Source organism: Arthrobacter sp. 2YAF22_2, from assembly GCF_052114645.1.
Lineage (GTDB): Bacteria > Actinomycetota > Actinomycetes > Actinomycetales > Micrococcaceae > Arthrobacter.
The window spans coordinates 1-3,665 of record NZ_JBFRFD010000384.1 but is presented as its reverse complement, the minus strand read 5'-3'; the positions used below and the strand labels follow the sequence as shown (position 1 = coordinate 3,665).

The following is a 3,665-nucleotide window of genomic DNA, read 5'->3' as shown; positions in this document are numbered from 1 at the left end:
GTCCAGGCCCATGGCGAGCAGCACGTGGGAAGGCCGTGGCACGCCGGCGGTGCACGCGGAGCCCGTGGAGGATTCCACTCCGGCGAGGTCCAGCAGGAACAGCAGCGAGTCGCCCTCGCAGCCGGCGAAGGTGAAGTGCGCGTTGCCCGGAAGCCGGCCCGCGCCGGCGGCTCCCCGCAGCACGGCCTCCGGAACGGCGGCGCGGACGCCGTCGATGAGGCGGTCCCGCAGCGCAGAGATCCGGGCGGACTCCCCGGCCAGGTTGCCGGCGGCAGCCTCCGCCGCCGCGGCGAAGGCCGCGATCGACGCCGTGTCCAGGGTCCCGGAGCGCACGTCGCGCTCCTGGCCCCCGCCGTGCTGGACCGGGGTCAGCGCCACGGCGCGGCCCAGGAGCAGGGCGCCGACGCCGACCGGTCCGCCGATCTTGTGCCCGGAGATGGACATGGCAGCCAGGCCGGACGCGCGGAAGTCCACCGGCACCGAACCGAACGCCTGCACGGCGTCGGAATGCACCGGCACGCCGGCGGCATGCGCCAGCCGCACGATCTCCGCGACCGGCTGAAGGCTGCCCACCTCGTTATTGGCCCACATGACAGTGACCAGGGCGATGGAGCCCGGATCGTCGGCCAGTTCGGACTCCAGCGCAGCGAGGTCCAGCACACCTTCGGCGTCCACGGGCAGCCAGCGGACGTCGGCCCCCTCGTGCCGTTCGAGCCATTCGACGGTGTCCAGCACCGCGTGGTGTTCAACCGTGGAACACAGGATGCGGGTACGCCGCGGGTCAGCGGCGCGGCGGGCCCAGTAGAGCCCCTTGACGGCGAGGTTGTCGGCCTCGGTCCCGCCGGAGGTGAAGATGACTTCCGACGGGTGTGCCCCGGCGGCCGCGGCCAGGGCCTCACGGGCGTCCTCGACGGCCCGCCGGGCTCGGCGGCCGGAACCGTGCAGCGAAGACGGGTTGCCGGTGCGGGCCAACTCGCGGGTCAGCGCGGCCAGCGCCTCGGCGGCAAGCGGCGTGGTGGCGGCGTGGTCAAGGTAGACAGACACAGGCTAATTCTACCGTGGCCCTCCGTGCAGGCACCCCGGCGTCAGAGCGGCCTGATCCGGGCGCAGCACTGGGCTGCCGTGGCGGCATCCTGAGCCCGGAGCGCCTCGATGTCCAGGGCTTCGACCCGGCCCGGGTCCATGCCGCACGCCGCCGCGGCCCCGGCCAGGAAGGCGCCGTTCATGGCGCAGACCACGTCCGCGTGGCCCCGGGCCACACGGTGGAAGGGGCAGTTGAGCAGCACCAGCCCGCCGGCGCCGTCGTCCGCCGGCCGGTACCCTTCGGCGGCGAGCAGGCCCGCGAAGTCGTCCGCGGCGGCGGCGGCGTGGCCGCGTGCCTGCGCGGCCCGCAGCAGCGCGTCCCGGGCGGAGCCGCCGTCGGCCGTGGATTGTTCGATGGCCGTCACCAGCAGTTCGGCGGCCAGGTCATAGTTGCGCTCCGGAACGGAGGCCGAGACCTCCTGGACGACGGCGCGGTACAGTTTCGCCGGACGCCCGGAACCCGGCCCCTCCTTGCCGCCAAGTTTCCGGAATTCCACCGCCAGCACGCCGTCCTGGACCAGGCGGTCCAGGTGGAATGACACTGTGCTCCGCGCCAGCCCGAGCGCCGCGGCGGCATCGTCGCGGCCCACCGCCTGCTCCGCGGCGGCAACAAAATCGAAGAGCCGGCGGCGGTTCTCATCGCCCAGGGAGGCCACGGCGGCCACCCTGAGGCTCCATGGAAAGCGGTTCATGAAATCAGCCTAACTCTAAAAACAAGATTCGTTGCTTAACCTCTGCTTCCATTCTAAAATTGAATTATCCAATTTTAGAAGGAGTAGGACATGAAATCTTCAACAGCACTCGCAGCCCCCGCCATCGCGGTCGCGGCCGGTCCGCGGCAGGCCTTCCTGCTGCTCCGCACGGTCTTCAYGGTGGCTCCGATCATTTTCGGCCTGGACAAATTCACCAACCTGCTGACGCACTGGACGATGTATCTCGCCCCGGCGGCAACCTCGGTGGTCCCGCTGCCGGCGCAGACCTTCATGTACATCGTCGGTGTCGTGGAAATCATTGCCGGCCTCGCGGTAGCGTTCCGGCCGCGTTTCGGATCGCTCCTGGTCGCCGTGTGGCTGCTGGGCATCATCGTCAACCTGCTGGTCCTGGGCAGTTTCTTCGACGTGGCGCTGCGCGACTTCGGCCTGCTGGTCGCGGCGCTGGCGCTGAACCGGCTCTCCCCCGCCAGGACCCGGTAGCATCRGCTGCCGCCGCCGCTGCGGCGCCTACGCCAGGACCCGGATCGCCCCCGGGACGACGTCGACGGTCAGCGGCAGCGGCCCGATCCGCTCGCCGTCCGCGTAGGCCACGACGCCGACCGCCTCAAGCTCGACCTGCCGGACCCGGCGGAGCTCGACGGCCGGGTGGCCCACGTGCCGGCCCGAAAACACCTTGGGGAACACCGCGAGGAAGCGTAGACGGGACAGCGGCCGGACAATGAAGAGGTCCAGGTACCCGTCGTCGAGCACCGCCTCCGGCGCAATCTTCATCCCGCCGCCGATCGACTGCCCGTTGGCCACCGAGATCAGCATCGCTCCCTGTTTCCAGCGTTCCCCGTCGGCTGTCACCGTGTACTCGATGGCGCGGAAGGTAACCAGTTCACGCAGCATCGCCAGGTTGTACCGGGCCATCCCGCGGGGCCGGCGCCACGCATTGGCGCGTTCATTGACCGCGGCGTCAAAACCGGCCGAGACCACGCTGGCGAACCAGTGCGTCCGGCCGCCGGAGCGCACCCGGCCGGCGTCGATCCGCCGGCCGCCGGACGGCAGGGCCGCCAGAATCCGGGCGGCGGCCGCCGGGATATCATGCCGCGGCAGGCCGAGCGCGCGGGCCATGTCGTTGCCCGTGCCGCTCGGAATGACGCCCAGCGGGGTCTCGCCGAACGCGCGGCCCGACCCGGCGAGCGCGTTGACGCCCAGGTGCACCATGCCGTCACCGCCCACCACGACCAGCGCGTCCACGCCGTCAACCAGGGTCTTGTCCACGGCCCGGGAGAGCGACTCGTAACTGTCCTCGCACAGCAGCCGAACATCCGCCGCGGCCGCGCGGAAGCACTCGGCCGCCTCCCGGCCGGCAGATTGACCACGGCCGAAGGAGGCGCGCGGATTGACGGCCAGGGCGATCTTCATGGGCTGAATTATGCCAGCCGCCGGGAACCATCCACCGCCGCACGCACGTTGTTCCCCCGAGGGGTTCAACCGGCCGGTTAAACTGGCCACGCCGGAGGTTCCGGCCGCACCGGCTCCATTGACGCAAAGGAATCTTGCTTGACGCAAGGCAGCAGCTCGCACTACCAGGTCCTGAGGATCCCCGTAACGGCGACGGACAAGGACATAAAGGTGGCCTACCGCAAGGCCGCCCGCACGGCCCACCCCGATCACGGGGGCGACGCCGCCACCTTCCGCCGCGTGACCCTCGCCTATGAAACCCTCATCGATGCCAAGCGCCGCGCCGACTACGACCGCTCCTACGGCAGCGGCACCGCCTTCTCCAGCCGCACCGTCCCGGCCGAGGACGGGGCGCACTTCGACGCGCCCGCCGCCGGCAGCCGCGCCTCCGCCCACGCGCACCAGCGCGTGGCCCTGAAT

The 3,665-nt window shown here is 71.0% G+C and carries 5 protein-coding genes; 2 read left to right on the top strand and 3 right to left on the bottom strand.

Annotation, left to right across the window (positions count from 1 at the left end; all coding sequences use genetic code 11):
* Together AB4Y86_RS14440 and AB4Y86_RS14435 are read right to left on the bottom strand one after the other, a co-directional pair.
* A partial coding sequence (locus tag AB4Y86_RS14440; protein ID WP_441402891.1) for a cysteine desulfurase family protein occupies nt 1-1,044 on the bottom strand: 1,044 nt, incomplete at its 3' end.
* A gap of 41 nt (nt 1,045-1,085) precedes the next feature.
* On the bottom strand, nt 1,086-1,775 hold the full coding sequence (locus AB4Y86_RS14435; RefSeq protein ID WP_441402890.1) for a helix-turn-helix domain-containing protein: 690 nt from the start codon (nt 1,773-1,775) through the stop codon (nt 1,086-1,088).
* Nucleotides 1,776-1,865: 90 nt separating this feature from the next.
* On the opposite strand from AB4Y86_RS14435, the gene AB4Y86_RS14430 reads away from it, so the two are divergent.
* Complete coding sequence (locus tag AB4Y86_RS14430) at nt 1,866-2,276, top strand: hypothetical protein (RefSeq protein WP_441402889.1); 411 nt, start codon at nt 1,866-1,868, stop codon at nt 2,274-2,276.
* Nucleotides 2,277-2,303: 27 nt separating this feature from the next.
* On the opposite strand, the gene AB4Y86_RS14425 is transcribed toward AB4Y86_RS14430, so the two are convergent.
* Nucleotides 2,304-3,206, bottom strand: coding sequence for a diacylglycerol/lipid kinase family protein (locus tag AB4Y86_RS14425; RefSeq protein WP_441402888.1), 903 nt, complete (start codon nt 3,204-3,206; stop codon nt 2,304-2,306).
* 138 nt (nt 3,207-3,344) lie between these two features.
* On the opposite strand from AB4Y86_RS14425, the gene AB4Y86_RS14420 reads away from it, so the two are divergent.
* A partial coding sequence (locus AB4Y86_RS14420) for a J domain-containing protein (RefSeq protein ID WP_441402887.1) occupies nt 3,345-3,665 on the top strand: 321 nt, incomplete at its 3' end.